10 protein-coding genes are annotated in these 13,466 nt (G+C 69.2%); 4 read left to right on the top strand and 6 right to left on the bottom strand.

All coding sequences use genetic code 11. The features are described 5' to 3' along the window. Positions 1-63: 63 nt before the first annotated feature. On the bottom strand, positions 64-354 hold the full coding sequence (locus tag EVS81_RS00545; RefSeq protein WP_130108666.1) for a DUF4193 domain-containing protein: 291 nt from the start codon (positions 352-354) through the stop codon (positions 64-66). A 212-nt stretch (positions 355-566) separates the two neighbouring features. On the opposite strand from EVS81_RS00545, the gene sepH reads away from it, so the two are divergent. Then, the gene (gene sepH, locus EVS81_RS00540; RefSeq protein ID WP_130108665.1) at positions 567-1,787 is read left to right on the top strand and encodes a septation protein SepH; all 1,221 of its coding nucleotides are present in this window, start codon (positions 567-569) and stop codon (positions 1,785-1,787) included. Positions 1,788-1,853: 66 nt separating this feature from the next. Here sepH and EVS81_RS00535 read toward each other — a convergent pair whose 3' ends face one another. Beyond that, on the bottom strand, positions 1,854-3,059 hold the full coding sequence (locus EVS81_RS00535; protein WP_165384158.1) for an alkaline phosphatase family protein: 1,206 nt from the start codon (positions 3,057-3,059) through the stop codon (positions 1,854-1,856). 10 nt (positions 3,060-3,069) lie between these two features. On the opposite strand from EVS81_RS00535, the gene EVS81_RS00530 reads away from it, so the two are divergent. After that, on the top strand, positions 3,070-5,589 hold the full coding sequence (locus EVS81_RS00530; protein ID WP_205879360.1) for a DNA gyrase/topoisomerase IV subunit A: 2,520 nt from the start codon (positions 3,070-3,072) through the stop codon (positions 5,587-5,589). Positions 5,590-5,783: 194 nt separating this feature from the next. On the opposite strand, the gene EVS81_RS00525 is transcribed toward EVS81_RS00530, so the two are convergent. Together EVS81_RS00525 and EVS81_RS00520 are read right to left on the bottom strand one after the other, a co-directional pair. Next, a complete protein-coding gene (locus tag EVS81_RS00525; protein ID WP_130108663.1) occupies positions 5,784-6,659 on the bottom strand; it encodes an EamA family transporter in 876 nt (291 codons plus the stop codon). A 178-nt stretch (positions 6,660-6,837) separates the two neighbouring features. Continuing rightward, positions 6,838-8,931: a DNA gyrase/topoisomerase IV subunit B gene (locus EVS81_RS00520; RefSeq protein ID WP_130108662.1), complete on the bottom strand. Its 2,094-nt coding sequence runs from the start codon at positions 8,929-8,931 to the stop codon at positions 6,838-6,840. A gap of 200 nt (positions 8,932-9,131) precedes the next feature. Between EVS81_RS00520 and EVS81_RS00515 the strand changes: the two genes are divergently transcribed. Continuing rightward, complete coding sequence (locus tag EVS81_RS00515; RefSeq protein ID WP_130111205.1) at positions 9,132-9,353, top strand: DUF7455 domain-containing protein; 222 nt, start codon at positions 9,132-9,134, stop codon at positions 9,351-9,353. A 153-nt stretch (positions 9,354-9,506) separates the two neighbouring features. Here the strand turns inward: EVS81_RS00515 and EVS81_RS00510 are convergent, their stop codons facing one another. Both EVS81_RS00510 and EVS81_RS00505 read right to left on the bottom strand, forming a co-directional pair. Beyond that, the gene (locus EVS81_RS00510; protein ID WP_130108661.1) at positions 9,507-10,775 is read right to left on the bottom strand and encodes an RNA polymerase sigma factor; all 1,269 of its coding nucleotides are present in this window, start codon (positions 10,773-10,775) and stop codon (positions 9,507-9,509) included. Positions 10,776-10,973: 198 nt separating this feature from the next. Next, positions 10,974-11,906 (bottom strand): proteasome assembly chaperone family protein, encoded by a 933-nt coding sequence (locus tag EVS81_RS00505; RefSeq protein WP_205879359.1) that lies wholly within the window; start codon positions 11,904-11,906, stop codon positions 10,974-10,976. Positions 11,907-12,086: 180 nt separating this feature from the next. On the opposite strand from EVS81_RS00505, the gene lpdA reads away from it, so the two are divergent. Beyond that, the gene (lpdA, locus tag EVS81_RS00500) at positions 12,087-13,460 is read left to right on the top strand and encodes a dihydrolipoyl dehydrogenase (RefSeq protein WP_130108660.1); all 1,374 of its coding nucleotides are present in this window, start codon (positions 12,087-12,089) and stop codon (positions 13,458-13,460) included. Positions 13,461-13,466 lie beyond the last annotated feature (6 nt).

Genomic DNA, 13,466 nt, shown 5'->3' with positions numbered 1-13,466 from the left:
GCCCGAGGTGATGGCTTCGACTCGCTCCGCTCGATCAACCGGCGACGCGTACCTCAGCGGATCTCAGTGCGAGCACTCAGCGCAGACCGGTCCGAGATCGGTCTCGTGATCGATCTGCGACCGGTGACGCACCAGGAAGCAGCTGACACAGGTGAACTCGTCGTCCTGCTGAGGAAGCACGACGACGTCGAGCTCGACGTCCGAGAGGTCGGATCCGCCGATGAACATGCTGGGATTGTCGGCGTCCTCCGAATCGAGTCCCGAACCGCCCTTCGCGGGGCCGCGTTCCTTCAGCGCCTCGATCGACTCGGCATCTTCCTCGGACTTGCGCGGGGCATCGTAATCGGTGGCCATTCTCTCCTGCATTCCCGTGCCGTGCGACGGCACCTCCAACCTGCGAGCGGCCATAGTCTGCCGTACGATGCGCGTCGGGCGCAAACTCTGGGACTGCGAGTTCTCTGTGCGCGTAGCGCGGATCGGCGGACTTCGGCACGCGCCGAGTCAATGCCGGGCGAATCGCCGAGCCTGTGCAAGCCTGTATCGCGAATCACGAAGGGGATGCGCCGATGGACGAACTGCGCTTTGTGCGACGCGATGACCGGTCGCTGATTGTGGCCAACGAGGCCGACGAGGAGTTCCGGCTCGTGGTCGACGATGCCGTGCTGAGCGAGCTCCGGCACCTCGGCCGTCGGGAGCGCGACACCTCCCGCGTGCGCCCGCGCGACATTCAGGCACGCATCCGAGCCGGCAAGTCGCGCGCCCAGGTGGCGAAGGAGATGGAGCTCGACGAGGCCGACATCGAGCGCTATGCGGAGCCCGTACTGGCGGAGCGCCGATACATTCTCGAACGCGCGCACGCCGTCGCGGTGCGCACGGAGGCGAGCGACGAGGCCGATCAGCGCTTCGGCGCGGTAATCGCCGAGCGGCTGCTCGCGCTCGGCGCGGACACGAGCGAGTGGGAGTCCTGGCGAGACGACGAGACCGGCTGGATGATCAGTCTCGAGTTCATCTCGCACGACGTCGCCCACCGAGCCGTGTGGGCGTTCGAGCATCGCAAGGGAACCCTCTCCCCCGTCAATCCGGACGCCGTGAACCTGTCGAAGCTCGGGGACGTCGGGGATCGCCTGATCCCCAAGCTGCGCGCGGTCGACACCGCAGAGCAGCCCGGCCGCTTCGACTCCGATGCCTTCGACGCCTCCCAGTTGCCGCTCGATCTCGCCGACGAGCCGGAAGAGGACGCGCCCGATACACAGCAGGACGGTGCGGCACCGACCCTCTCGGATACGCATGCGGAGTACGAGCGGCGGCGCGAGATCGATCAGCGCGCCATCAAGACCGGGGCGCAACCGCCCGCGGATCTGAGCCAGACCGCAGACCTGCTCGATGCGCTGCGCAAGCGGCGCGGCGAGCGCGACCGCGATCGCGGCGGGATCGAGCCCCACCCAGCGGTCGGCGCCCCGAACAGCCCCGCCCCGGCCGCTCCCGCCCCCGCGGAGGTGGAGCAGGCCGCGCCGCGCGCGCGCAGCATCTGGCAGGGCGCCGGGGTCGCGTCCGATGTCGACGAGGAGTTCGCTGCCTCCCGCCCCGCTGCCGTCCCCCAGCCGTCGGCGAACGACGAGCCCGACGCCTCAGAAATCAGAGATGCCGCCGAGGGGACGGGCCGCGCGCGCGAGGCGCAGAGCGGAGAGCGCGAGGCGCCCGAGCGCACGGGGCGCAAGGGCCGCGCCTCGATCCCGAGCTGGGACGACATCCTCTTCGGCACCCGCAGCGACGAAGACCCGGTGTAAGAGACCCGGTGTAAGAGTCCCGGCGCAGACATCCCGCCGCGAGGCGCGCAACCAGAGCAGGGTTCGTCAGCTCCGGATCGCGGCCGCCTCCGCCACCGCGGCAGCGAAACCGCTGCCCGAGAGCGCTCCCGCGACCGCGAGCGGCACCCCGCGCTCGTCCTCGCTGAACGATCCGTGCTGTCCGACCATCGCTTGAGCCCGAGGATCGTCCGTGCTGCAGTAGTAGGCGACCTGTCGGCGCGCCGCCAGGATGACATCTCCGAGGCGCGCCGCGACCTCGGGAACGACCGGGCCGAAGCACCCGGACGATATGGCCTGATCCCGGGTGACCGCCCAGCCGCGCGTCCGCTCGGCCTGCGCCCAACGCGCCGCGACCGACTCCGGATCCGCACCCGGCCTCAGGTAGAGCGAGCGGAAGCGGGGCTCCCCGCCGATCTCGGCGACGCCCTCGAGCAGGGAGGGATCGGCGTCCAGCAGCACCTGCTGGTGTCGCGGCACGTCGACGATTCCGTGATCCGCCGTGACGACGACTCCGACGTCTCCGGGCATCCCGCGGAGCAGTCCGTCGAGGGCCGCGTCGAGCTGCTCGAGCCGCCGCAGCCAGGCCGGGCTCTGCCAGCCGTACTCGTGGGCCGCCTTGTCCAGCTCGTCGACGTACAGATAGGCGACGATCGGGTCGTCCGAGCGCAGCAGCCGTGAGGCGACCTCGAAGCGGTCCGCGATCCGCGGGCCCGGGTGATACTCCGCACCGGTGAGGATCGCCTCCGTCAGGCCGCCCTCGGCGTGCGCCGGCCGTCCGATCGCCACCGCGCGAGCGCCCAGCTGCGTCGCCAGCCCGAACAGCGGGACGGAGCGCTGCCAGGCCCTGCGGTCGTCGATGCCCTCCCAGTCCTTGAGAGTGGTCACGAGGCCGAGACGGGGATGCCGAATGCGATACCCGATGAGCCCGTGCTCCCCCGGCAGGCGCCCGGTCGTGAGCGTGGTGAGTGCGGCGCCGGTGGTCGAGGGAGCCACCGTCTCGATGCGGCGGCGCTGCAGCCGCGCGAGCACCGGCGCGTGCGCCTTCGCCGCACCGAGGTTGGCGTGCCCGAGTCCGTCGACCACGACCATGACGAAGGACCGCACCGACGGCAGACGGTCCGCGACCGAGCCCTCCTCCGCGAAGGCGAGTTCGTCGGGCAGCCCGGATCCGAGCCCCCGCGCAACCGCGGCGAGGCCGCTTGGCAGAATCGCGGCAAGCCTCGCACCGTTGTCGGCGGTCGTCGGTAGCATGAACTCCATTATGACCGACGCACCCAGCGCCTCCCCCGACAACGCCGCGTCCTCGGGCCCCCGTGCCGCCCACGAGCTGGCCGGCGAGCGCATCGAGGACATCGACATCTCGCAGGAGATGGAGGGATCGTTCCTCGAGTACGCCTACTCGGTGATCTACTCCCGCGCTCTTCCGGACGCACGCGACGGGTTGAAGCCCGTGCAGCGCCGAATCCTCTTCATGATGCAGGATATGGGCCTGCGCCCGGAGAAGGGGCACGTCAAGTCGGCCCGTGTCGTGGGTGAGGTGATGGGCAAGCTGCACCCTCACGGCGACGCCTCGATCTACGACGCGCTGGTGCGGATGGCCCAGGGCTTCGCAATGCGCCTGCCACTCGTCGACGGGCACGGCAACTTCGGCTCGCTCGACGACGGGCCCGCGGCGTCGCGCTACACCGAGGCCCGCCTCGCCGGGGCAGCCCTCGCCATGACCGGGTCGCTCGACGAGGACGTGGTCGACTTCGTCCCCAACTACGACAACCAGATCATGCAGCCCGACGTTCTGCCGTCGGCAGTGCCCAACCTGCTGGTCAACGGCGCGAGCGGCATCGCCGTCGGCATGGCCACGAATCTCGCCCCGCACAACCTCGTCGAGATCGTCGACGGGGCCAAGCATCTGCTGCACCACCCCGATGCCACGGTCGACGAGCTCATGGAGTTCATCCCGGGCCCCGACCTTCCGGGCGGCGGCACCATCGTGGGCCTGGACGGGGTGAAGGACGCCTACCGCACCGGCCGCGGCGCGTTCCGCACTCGGGCGAAGGTCGCCGTCGAGCCGCTCGGTCCGCGCCGCACCGGGCTCGTCGTCACCGAGCTCCCCCACCTGGTCGGCCCCGAGCGGGTGATCGAGAAGATCAAGCAGGGCGTCGAGGCCAAGAAGCTCTCGGGCATCTCCGACGTCGCCGACCTCACGGACCGGAAGAACGGGCTGCGCCTGGTCATCACGCTCAAGACCGGGTTCTCTCCCGAGGCGGTGCTCGAGCAGCTCTACCGCTACACGCCGCTCGAGGACTCCTTCAGCATCAACTCGGTCGCCCTCGTGAACGGCCAGCCGCAGACGCTGGGACTGCGCGAGATGCTGCGGGTCTTCCTCGATCATCGCGTCTCGGTGATCACCCGCCGGTCCGAGTTCCGGCTGCGCAAGCGCCGCGAGCGCCTCCACCTGGTCGAGGGGCTGCTCATCGCGATCCTCGACATCGACGAGGTGATTCAGCTCATCCGCACGAGCGACGACGCCGAGACGGCCCGTGCGCGCCTCATGCAGGTGTTCGACCTCTCCGAGCTCCAGGCCGAGTACATCCTCGAGCTGCGCCTGCGCCGCCTCACCAAGTTCTCCCGGGTCGAACTCGAGGCCGAGCAGGATCAGCTCCGCTCCGAGATCGAGGCGCTGCTCCAGATTCTCGGCAGCCCCGAGCGTCTTCGCGAGGTCGTCTCCGCCGAGCTCGACGAAGCCGCCGAGGCGTTCGGCACACCCCGCCGTACCGTCCTCACCGGGGCGGTGGCGCGGCCGGCACGCACCCCCGCCGCGGCATCCTCGCTGCAGGTGGCCGACACCCCCTGCACGGTGCTCCTCTCGGCTACGGGGCGCGCACTGCGCGTGGACCGTGACCCAGATGCGTCGGAGACGCTGCGCGCCGCCTCCCGCGCCACCAAGCACGGCGCGATCTCCTCGAGGGCCGATGGCACGGTGCGCGGCGAGCTCGGGGCGATCCTGAGCGACGGAAGCCTGCACCGTTTCACGCCGGTCGATCTGCCGCTCGTACCCGGGGCCTCGATCGCGTTCTCGGCGGGAGTCGCGCTGCTCGACTACCTCGGTGTCACGGACAAGAAGCTGCGTGTTGTGGGGCTCGTCCCCCTCGGCGGCGAGGGCGAAGGATCCGGCGACGCCACCGCCTCGGGGCCGCCGATCGGACTCTTCACCGCGCAGGGCACGGTGAAGCGGGTCGTGCTCGCCGACCTGCCCGCGAAGCCGTCGTTCGAGGTGATCGGCCTGAAGCCCGGCGATCGCCTGATCGGCGCGTTCCCGGCGCCGGACGAGTCGGAGTTCGCAGTCGTCACGAGCGATGCCCAGCTGCTGCGCTTCCCTGCATCTTCGGTGCGCCCTCAGGGACGCCCTGCCGGCGGCATGGCGGGCATCAAACTCGGCGCCGACGCGCGCGTCGTGTTCGCCGGAGCGGTTCCCGCGGGGGCCGCGGCGCGCGTGGTCACCGTGGCCGACAGCTCGATCACGCTCCCGGGCACCGACGTCGCCACGGCGAAGGTATCGGACTGGTCGGAGTTTCCCGCCAAGGGTCGCGCGACCGGCGGTGTGCGTGCGCAGCGATTCCTCAAGTGGGAGGACCAGATCGCCTGCGCCTGGGTGGGGACGGGCGAGCCGCGCGCGCTCGCGGCCGACGGCGCGGCGCGCAAGCTGCCCGAGGAGCTCGGCCGTCGCGACGGCTCCGGCCAGCCGATCGACGGCGCCGCGGCCTACATCGGCGCGGCTCCCTGAGCGGGCTCGCACTGCACGCCTGTGCGGCCTCCGCGAGCCCGGAATCGGGGACGCGGAGAAGCGCTTCGCGCGATGCCCACCGGTCCTGAACGTCCCCGATTCGTCGACGTTCAGCAGGGACGCACCATGCCAGACCCCTGTCGCCTCCGGACGCGCTGCTGTGCCGCGTGCCGGTGCGGGGCCGTCGCGATGGATCAAAGGCCGATGAGCAGCACCCCGAGCACCACGGTCACGGCGGCCAGCACGCGCAGCGCGGGGCGGCTCTCCCGATGGCACAGCACTCCGTAGAGCCCCACGAGCACCACGCTCGCCTCGCGCACGGGTGCGACGAGCGAGACCGGCGCCAGTGTCATCGCGGTGAGCACGAGCACGTAGGACAGCGGAGAGAGCACCCCGAAGACGATCAGACCGCGCCAGTTGCGCTGCAGTTCGCCGCGCAAGCGGCAGCCGGCGCGCCCGCGGCGCAGCAGCATTCCGCTGAAGATCAGCACCTCGACCGCGCTGCATCCCACCATGAAGGCCACGGGGGCCACCCCCAGCCCGGTCACCACGAAGGCGTCCCACACTGTGTACGCGGCGATCGCCGCTCCGGTCAGCAGCCCGTAGACGAGTGCGGGATCGGGCCCGCGCCGAGTCACCCGCAGCTCGGGGCGGCCGACGAGACCGAACGCGACGACGCCGCCGATGACGAGCGCCACACCGAGCAGCGCGATCGGCCCCGGCCGCTCGCCCAGCAGAAGCATCGCGATCAGCACGGTGAGCAGCGGGCCGGTGCCGCGCGCCGTCGCGTACACCGTGGAGAGTTCGCCGCTCGCGTACCCGCGCTGCAGCACGAGCATGTACGCCACGTGGAGCACGCCAGAAACCCCGACTCCCAGAACGACGTCCGCGAGATCCGCCCGCCCGAATCCGTCGGTGAAGGGGATCGCGATGGCCCACATCGCCGCGCTGCACAGCGCGCCCCACCAGAGGAACTGCACCCCCGAACGGCTCGAGCCGTGGGCGACGATGTTCCAGGTGGCGTGGGCGACCGCCGCAGCAAGCGCGAGGCCGAGGGCAAGTGCGGGCATGGCAGAACCTTCTGCCCGGCGCGATCGGCGCGACGGGCGAGGTTCCTCCGGGCTTTTGTCCTGTCAGATGACGGCGGATCGCGGAACCCGCCGTGGCGCCGCTCGGACCAGGCGGGAGCGCGTCCCCGGAACCCTAGGCGCTATCGGGTCCACCCTATCAAGGGAAGCGCCTCGCCCGTCAGGCGTCGATGCGCTCGCGATCCAGGTCGTCGGCGTTGTCGATGATGAACTCCTTGCGGGGAGCCACCTCGTTTCCCATGAGCAGTTCGAAGACCTGCGAGGCGGCGTGCGCGTCCTCGACGCGGACGCGGCGCAGCGCGCGGTGCTCGCGATCCATCGTGGTCTCCGCGAGCTGATCCGCGTCCATCTCGCCGAGCCCCTTGTACCGCTGGATGGGCTCCTGGTGCTTCTTGCCGCGTCTGCGCAGATCGCTCAGCAGACCCTGCAGCTCCTTCTCGCTGTAGGTGTACACGACATCGTTGGGCTTGCGGCCGGAGTGCTGCACAACGACGCGGTGCAGGGGCGGCACCGCGGCGTAGACGCGGCCGGCCTCGAGCATGGGGCGCATGTAGCGGAAGAAGAGTGTGAGCAGCAGGGTGCGGATGTGGGCGCCGTCGACGTCGGCGTCGCTCATCAGGATCACCTTGCCGTAGCGCGCCGCATCGAGCTCGAAATCGCGGCCCGATCCCGCGCCGATCACCTTGATGATGGCGCCGCACTCCGCGTTGTTCAGCATCTCGGCGACCGAGGCCTTCTGCACGTTCAGAATCTTGCCGCGGATCGGCAGCAGTGCCTGGAATTCGCTGTCGCGCGCCGGCCGGGCGGTGCCGAGCGCGCTGTCGCCCTCGACGATGAAGAGCTCGGTCTCGGACACTTCTTTGGACCGGCAGTCGATGAGCTTCGCCGGCAGCGATGAGCTCTCGAGCGAGCTCTTGCGCCTGGCGGTATCGCGCTGCGCGCGCAGAGCGATGCGAGCCTTCATCTCCGAGACCATCTTCTCGAGCAGCGAGCCCGTCTGCGCACGGTCGTGCTTCTTCGTGGACTCGTAGCGCGCGCTCAGCCCGGAGACGATCGCGCGGGAGACGATCGCGCGCACGGCCGCCGTGCCGAGGACCTCCTTGGTCTGCCCCTCGAACTGCGGCTCGGGCACGCGGACGGTCACCACGGCGGTCAGCCCGGTGAGGATGTCGTCCTTGTCGGGTCGGTCGCTTCCCGCCTTCAGCTTGCGCGCATTCTGCTCGATCTGCTTGCGGAAGAACTTGGTGAGCCCCTGCTCGAAGCCGCTGAGGTGCGTCCCGCCCTTGGGCGTCGCAATGATGTTGACGAAGCTCTGCACCTCGGTGTCGTACCCGGTGCCCCAGCGCATCGCGATGTCGACCTCGCAGCGCCGTTCCACCTCCCGCGACACGAGATGGCCGGTCTGCTCGTCCATCACCGGCACCGTCTCGGTGAACGTGCCGCCATCGGTGATCCGCCAGGTATCGGTGAGCGGCGCATCGACCGCGAGGAAGTCGACGAACTCCGAAATGCCGCCCTCATAGGCGAAGCGGTGCACCGGCGGCTCGCCCGACTCGGTCTGCGACTCGGGGCGTCGATCGGTGATCTCGATCGCGAGCCCCGGGACGAGAAACGCGGTCTGGCGCGCGCGGGCGACGAGGGACTCCGGCTCGAACCTGGCCGATGAGAGAAAGATCTGCGGATCGGCCCAGTACCGCACTCGGGTACCGGTCGCTCCCTTCTTCACCTTGCCGACGACACGCAGCTCGGAGGAGTCCTCGAAAGGCGTGAACGGGCTGTCCGGCCCGTCACCCGCGAAGATCCCGGGCTCGCCATGCCGGAACGACATCGCCCAGGTCTTGCCGTCGCGATCCACTTCGACGTCGAGCCGCGAGGAGAGCGCGTTCACCACCGACGCGCCGACGCCGTGCAGCCCGCCGGAGGAGGCGTACCCGCCGCCGCCGAACTTGCCGCCGGCGTGCAGTTTCGTGAACACCAGCTCGACGCCCGAAAGCCCGCTCTTCGGCTCCACGTCGACCGGAATGCCGCGGCCGTTGTCCGAAACGGTCACGCTGCCGTCGTCGTGGAGCGTGATGCCGATCTCGTCGCCGTGGCCGGCGAGAGCTTCATCGACCGAGTTGTCGATGATCTCCCACAGGCAGTGCATGAGCCCCCGGGAATCGGTCGTGCCGATGTACATGCCCGGACGCTTGCGCACCGCCTCGAGTCCCTCGAGAACGGTGAGATGCCGTGCGGAATAGCTCGAATCTGGCACTGGTGGGATCTCCTCTGCTTCGGCGACGAATCCACCCTAGGGCAGACCTCCGACAGTACGCGGGCACGAGCGCGGCGAGTGGAGAAGCGCTCCGCCGACGGTACGCGTTCAGCGAACCCGAGCGTCTCCTGCGGAGAAAACGACGCTCGGCGTGCTTGGATAGAGGTGTATCGATGGAAACCGAGGAACGGGAGGACGCCATGACGACGCTCGAGCAGGATCGCGCCGAAGAGGTCGAAGCAGTGGATCGCCCGCTCAGTGCGCTCGACCGCTGCGACAGCTGCGGCGCACAGGCCTACGTGCGGGTGATGCTCAACGGCAGCGAGCTGCTGTTCTGCGCGCACCACGCGAACAAGCACGAGGCGAAGCTCCGCCCCCTGGCCGAGGTGTGGCACGACGAGAGTCACAAGCTGAACGCCTGAGCGCAGCGCAGACGCTCATGCTGCGCGAGCCCGGCGAGTCGCAGGATCCGCACCCCGTCATCCTGCGGCCGCGCAGCGAGTCGCAGGATCACAGGCCGCACCAGCAGACGGAAAAGCCCCGGTCATCTCGACCGGGGCTTTTCCGTCTGCGATCTACTCCAGGTAGTCGCGCAGCTGCTGCGACCGCGAGGGGTGGCGCAGCTTCGCCATGGTCTTCGACTCGATCTGGCGGATGCGCTCGCGCGTGACGCCGAAGGTGTCGCCGATCTGGTCCAGTGTCTTCGGCATGCCGTCGCCCAGACCGAAGCGCATGCGGATCACACCCGCCTCGCGCTCGGACAGCGAGTCGAGCAGCTGCTCGAGCTGCTGCTGCAGCATCGTGAAGCCCACCGCGTCGGCCGGAACGACCGCCTCGGTGTCCTCGATGAGGTCGCCGAACTCGCTGTCGCCGTCCTCGCCGAGGGGGGTATGCAGCGAGATCGGCTCGCGGCCGTACTTCTGCACCTCGATGACCTTCTCAGGGGTCATGTCGAGCTCCCGGCTCAGCTCCTCGGGGGTGGGCTCGCGCCCCAGGTCCTGAAGCATCTGGCGCTGCACACGCGCGAGCTTGTTGATGACCTCGACCATGTGCACGGGAATGCGGATCGTGCGGGCCTGGTCGGCCATGGCGCGGGTGATGGCCTGGCGGATCCACCACGTCGCATACGTCGAGAACTTGAAGCCCTTCGTGTAGTCGAACTTCTCGACCGCGCGGATAAGACCGAGGTTCCCCTCCTGAATGAGATCGAGGAACTGCATGCCGCGTCCCGTGTAGCGCTTCGCGAGCGACACGACGAGGCGCAGGTTCGCGCCGAGCAGGTGGCTCTTCGCGCGCTGCCCATCCCGCGCCACCCACTTGAGCTCGCGCTCGAGCTTCTTGGGCAGCCCCTTCTCCGTCGCGAGCTTCTCCTCGGCGAACAGCCCCGCCTCGATCCGCATCGCCAGCTCGACCTCTTCGGCTGCGTTGAGCAGAGCGACCTTGCCGATCTGCTTCAAGTAGTCCTTCACCGGATCGGCGGTCGCGCCGGGGATCGCGGTGGTGAAGGTCGGTACGTCCTCCTCGTCAGAGGCCTTGAGCACGATCGCGCCGGTGGGCAGCGGCTCGTCGGCGGTCGACGCCTTCTTGTCCTCCTCGGGGGGCACGACGTGCTCCTCGAGCTCCGCGTCCTCGTTCAGGGCCTCGTCGACGAGGTCCTTCTTCGCCGCGCGCTTCGCCGCCGGCTTCTTCGCCGCCGGCTTCTTCTTGGCGGCGGGCTTCTTCGCGGCAGGCTGCTGCTGAGCCGCCGCGTCGCCATCGGTGGTGTCGGCCGCAGTGGCCTCCTCTGCCTGCTTGCCCGCCTTCGCGGAACTCGCGCGAGTCTTGGTCGTGGATGCAGTTGCCACGCAGCCGCCTCTCTGTCTCGGATCGCCCGTCGGTTACTACCGCACCGACCTACAGGCGCTCACAGCATGAAAACCCATGTCAAGTCCGAATTATTCCCGCTTCGCGGTTGACCACTCGGATTGGATGGGCTAGATCACCAATTATTGCACGTCGCGGCGGGTGCGCCTGACACGCGCCGCGGTCACCTGCGAGGCGCGTCAACTCTCCCCCGGCTCGGGATCGCCCGACTCGCTGTGGCGCTCGGCCAGGAATCGCTCGAGTTCGCTCGCGAGCTGATCGGCCGTCGGAATGGTGCCATCCTCACCGATCAGCGGTGAGCGCACGTTCTGATCCTCCATATAGGCGTCGTACCGCCGTTCGAGCGTGCGCACCATCTCGAGAGACTCCTCGTTCTCGGCGATCTGCGTGTCGACCTGCGAGTGGAAGCGGCGGGCCTGCTCGCGCACCTCGTCGGTCGGGAGGATGAGGCCGGTCGCCGCCATGATCCCGTCGAGGGATGCGTGCAGCGCCTCGGGGTACTCGGTGTTTGCGAGGTAGTGCGGGATGAGCAGCGCGAGCCCCACGACCTCCTCCCCCAGACTGTGCAGCCGGTACTCGAGCACGTGCCCGGCCGAGGCCGAGAGCTTCGTCGTCGGCTTCCAGACGGAGCGCGCCTCGATGAGATCGTCACGAGAACCGCTCACCGTCATCGACACGGGGCGGGTGTGCGGCACGGGCATCGGTATCGCGTGCGTCCACACCGTCACCGACACCTCGAACTCGTGCACCAGCAGCAGCACGGCGTCGATGAACTGGTCCCACCGGAAGTCGGGCTCATAGCCGCTCAGCAGCAGGAATGGCGCGCCGAGCTCGTCGTGCGAGAGGCACAGCGTCAATTCCTCGGGCGCGTAGTCGGTCAGGTGATCCTCGTCGAACGTGATCACGGGGCGCCTGGCGCGGTAGTCGAGCAGCAGATCGGCGTTGAAGCGCAGGATCTCCTCGGGGCGCGTGCGCCCCCAGAAGTACTCCTCCAGCTGCTCGACGGCACCGCCCGCGTCGCTGAGGCCCTGCATCACCACAACGAGGGGCAGCCCGCGCGGCACGCGCGCACGGCGTTCAGCGTACTCTGCCGAGAAGATGGAATCCGTCACGCTTCCATCCTATGAACGGCGAGACCCGTTCGGACCGGATCCTGTCACGCCCTCAGCGAACCCCGCTGCCGTCCCCCGCCGGCTCGGCGCGCCACGCGCGGGTGTAGGCTGGGGCGCAGTGCGTCCGAAGACCATCGCGGATCGCCGACACCGTTGCGAATACACCGAGGGAGATCCCACTTGGCCGAACAGCAGTTTGACATCGTCGTCCTGGGTGGCGGCAGCGCAGGATACGCCGCGGCGATCCGGGCGACCCAGCTGGGGTTCAGCGCCGCCGTCATCGAGAAGGACAAGCTCGGCGGCACCTGTCTGCATCGCGGGTGCGTGCCGACCAAGGCGCTGCTGCACGCGGCCGAGATCGCGGACGTCGCCCGCGAGGGAGAGTCCTACGGCATCCTCTCGACCGTGGCGGGTGTCGACGCGACCAAGGTCAACGCGTATCGCGAGAACCTCATCGCCGGCAAGCACAAGGGTCTCCAGGGCCTGCTCAAGGCGAACGGCATCACCGTGATCGCCGGCGAGGGCCGGCTCACCTCCCCCACCACCGTGCAGGTGGGCGACGACCGGATCACCGGCACGCATATCGTGCTCGCCACGGGATCCTACTCGCGCTCGCTGCCGGGCCTGGAGATCGGCGGGCGCGTGATCACGAGCGAGCAGGCACTCGAACTGCAGGAGGTGCCGAAGCGGGTCGCGATCCTCGGCGGCGGCGTCATCGGCGTCGAGTTCGCGAGCGTGTGGCGCTCGTTCGGGTCCGAGGTCACCATCGTCGAGGGCCTGCCGCACCTGGTTCCGAACGAGGAGGAGTCGGTCTCGAAGCAGCTCGAGCGCGCATTCCGCAAGCGGGGCATCGACTTCAAGCTCGGAACCCGCTTCCAGTCCGTCGCTCAGGACTCGGACGGCGTCACCGTCACGCTCGAGGACGGCTCGACCGTCACGGCGGACTACCTGCTGGTGGCGGTCGGCCGCGGCCCCGCCACGCAGGGACTCGGCTTCGAAGAGGTCGGCATCGAGATGGATCGCGGCTTCGTGCTCGCGAACGAGCGCCTCGCGACGAACGTCGCCGGGGTGTACGCGATCGGCGATATCGTACCTGGCCTGCAGCTGGCCCACCGCGGCTACCAGCAGGGCGTCTTCGTCGCCGAGGAGATCGCCGGCCTGAACCCGGTGGTGGTCGAGGACGTCAACATCCCGAAGGTCACCTACTGCGACCCCGAGATCGCGTCCGTGGGTCTCACGGAGGAGAAGGCGGCCGAACGCTACGGTGCCGAGAACGTGACGAGCTACGAATACAACCTCGCGGGCAACGCGAAGAGCTCGATCCTCGGCACTGCCGGATCGGTGAAGGCCGTGCGCGTCAATGACGGCCCGGTGGTGGGGGTGCACATGATCGGCGCGCGCGTGAGCGAGTTGGTCGGTGAAGCGCAGCTCATCGTCAACTGGGAGGCGTACCCGGAGGATGTGGCGCCGTTCGTCCACGGTCATCCCACGCAGAACGAGACCATCGGCGAGGCCATGCTGAAGCTCGCCGGCAAGCCGCTGCACGCGATCTGAAGCGGC

Origin of the sequence: Leucobacter triazinivorans (genome assembly GCF_004208635.1) — a bacterium.
GTDB classification, from domain to species: domain Bacteria; phylum Actinomycetota; class Actinomycetes; order Actinomycetales; family Microbacteriaceae; genus Leucobacter; species Leucobacter triazinivorans.
The sequence above is the reverse complement of the archived record's forward strand: the minus strand, read 5'-3'. Positions and strand labels throughout refer to the sequence as shown.

What these genes read in the sequence shown, in the direction of transcription:
- EVS81_RS00545 (WP_130108666.1), bottom strand. Translation starts at nt 354, where the DNA reads ATGGCCACCGATTACGATGCCCCGCGCAAGTCCGAGGAAGATGCCGAG.
- sepH (WP_130108665.1), top strand. Translation starts at nt 567, where the DNA reads ATGGACGAACTGCGCTTTGTGCGACGCGATGACCGGTCGCTGATTGTG.
- EVS81_RS00535 (WP_165384158.1), bottom strand. Translation starts at nt 3,059, where the DNA reads ATGCTACCGACGACCGCCGACAACGGTGCGAGGCTTGCCGCGATTCTG.
- EVS81_RS00530 (WP_205879360.1), top strand. Translation starts at nt 3,070, where the DNA reads ATGACCGACGCACCCAGCGCCTCCCCCGACAACGCCGCGTCCTCGGGC.
- EVS81_RS00525 (WP_130108663.1), bottom strand. Translation starts at nt 6,659, where the DNA reads ATGCCCGCACTTGCCCTCGGCCTCGCGCTTGCTGCGGCGGTCGCCCAC.
- EVS81_RS00515 (WP_130111205.1), top strand. Translation starts at nt 9,132, where the DNA reads ATGACGACGCTCGAGCAGGATCGCGCCGAAGAGGTCGAAGCAGTGGAT.